Annotated in this window: 1 protein-coding gene and 1 pseudogene; both read right to left on the bottom strand. The window is 75.6% G+C overall.

Annotation, left to right across the window (positions count from 1 at the left end; genetic code table 11):
• Window positions 1–932 (bottom strand): annotated as a pseudogene (locus ABD343_RS40840) (hypothetical protein); the annotation flags it as partial.
• Between the two features lie 23 nt (window positions 933–955).
• Window positions 956–2,122: DUF6884 domain-containing protein (locus ABD343_RS40835; RefSeq protein ID WP_344535947.1), on the bottom strand; the 1,167-nt coding region annotated here is incomplete at its 5' end.

Here is a 2,122-nt window from a genome sequence, read left to right as displayed (position 1 = left end):
TCCGCCGTCTTCTTCGCCTTCTCGGCTTCGGTGCGGGCCTTGGCCGCGTACGTCGCGTCTCGCTGTGCCTCGTCGCGCGCGCGGACGGCTTCGGCGCGCTCCTGGTCGGCGCGTACGGCGGCCTCCTGGGACGCGTCGGCGCGGGCGACGGCGCGGTCCCGCTCGGCCTCGGCCGCCGTGGCGCGGCCCTCGGCGGCTGAGGCGTCCCGGATGGCCTGGTCCCGCTCGGCGGCGGCGGTCTCCGCTCGCGCGGTTTCCCGCTCGGCGGCCTGCTCGGCGTGCTGGGCCTTGTCGACGGCGGCGCGGGCGGTCTCTTCGGCCTCGTCCCGCGCCCGTTCGGCCGCGTCCTTGTCGGCCTGGGCGCGGTCCCGTTCGCGTTCGGCGGCGCGGGCCTCGCTGCGGGCGTCTTCCGCCGCGTTGTCGGCGGCCTCGCGCCTGGTGCGTTCCTGAGTGGCGCGGGCCTCGGCGGCCTCCTTGTCTGCGCGCGCTGCCGTGACGTCCTGGCGCGCGTTCGCGGCCTCGGTCTGGGCATCGGCGGCGGCCTGGTTCGCGCGGGCGACGTCCTGCGCGCTGGCGGCCCGTGCGGCGGCTAGGCGGGCCTCCAGTCCTTCGGGCGAGCTGATCTTTCCCAAGTCGCTGCGGAGGTCGTGGATGACCTGCTCCATGCGCGTGGTGAGCTCTTCGGCGCGGCTGATCTGCCCGGGGAGTCCGGGGGTGTTGCGCTCGCGCGCGCGGGCGGCCTTGGCCTCGTTCTGACAGTCGGTCGAACAGTATTCCGGCGGGCGTCCGGCTCCGGCGGGCCGGTCGCGGGGGATCGCCTGACCGCAGTTGCGGCACTCGTTCGGCCAGTAGCCGTACGGGGCTTCCTCGACTTCGCCCGTCTCGTCGGGGCGTGTGTCCTCGCCGGGTTCGGCAGGGAGTGGAGTGCTCATCGGGGCGGCCTTTCTGGAGGGGGTTACGCGGCGACGGTGAACGTACCGGGGCGGGCGACCTGGGCGAGCCGCGAGCGCTGTTCTCCGATGCCCCGGCTGCCGCTGAGCGGGGTCACGGCGTCGGGCCGGGCGGCGAGCACGGCGGCGGTGTAGGTGGCCGGGGTGAGCACGATGACGTCACGCTCGCCGTCGTCCAGGCCGAACGGGCGGGCCTGGAGGGCGAGATGGGCGGGCCGGATACTGCCCGGTCGCCCCATGCGCATGTCGTACGACGCGATGACGTCGGACGGGTGGAGGAGTCCGTACCGGGCCGAGACGATCGCCACGGCGCCGCCCTCGGTAGTAAGGGCCTCGGCGGCACGGCGGGCCGCGCGATACAGCGGGCCGGTGTAGAGCTGGCCTGCGGGCGCCGTCACCTTGTCCGCCTTCCGGGCGGAGCACGGCACGATGACGACCGGGCCCGACGGGATGACGTCCTCCGCGTCGAACAGCGCGGCCTGTTCCCACTGTGGGGCGGCCTCGCCGGGCTGCTCGGCCTCGGCCAGCAGCCGCGCGGCCTGCTGCGGGTCGGCGACCTCCTCGACCGCCACCCACCCGTACGCGGCCAACCCTCCGGCGAGCGCGGTGACCTGCTCCCACGGGGGCGCCGTGTAGTCGGCCTCGGGCACCTCGACGGGCGGCGGCTCCATAAGGGTGTTCACGATCACCCGGAACGCGGCCCGGCGGTACCGTCGGGCAAGGTCGCGCCGCCCGTCCGCGGTGAGCCCGTCCAGATACGGCGCGGCCCTTCCGTGACGCTCCCACCGGCCGTAGTCCAACGCGGCCTGCGTCGCCAGCATCTCGGCGTAGTCGAGCGTGCGGGGCAGGGCCCACACGAACCGCGCGACGGCCTCGGCGGGGCCGGTGACGACCAGCTCGACGCGCACGGACGCGGGCGTCACGCCGTACCGACGGCGGGCGTCGACGCCGTACGCCGCGGCGAACCGGCGCGTGGCCCACGCACGGGCGATGCCCCTCCCGGCGTCCCCGGGGAAGGTCAGTAGGGCCTCGGCGCTGCCGGCACCGTCGACCTGGAGCCGGGAGGCCGACAGATACCGGCGGCACCGGTCTTCCCGGCTCACCGCCCGCCCGGGGCCCCAACCCGTGTCGGCCAGCGGCCGCCGCACCCGTTCGCTACTCGATGTCGTCAT

The organism is Streptomyces albiaxialis, from assembly GCF_039530985.1.
Classification (GTDB): Bacteria; Actinomycetota; Actinomycetes; order Streptomycetales; family Streptomycetaceae; genus Streptomyces; species Streptomyces albiaxialis.
This window is presented reverse-complemented; position numbering and strand designations above follow the sequence as displayed.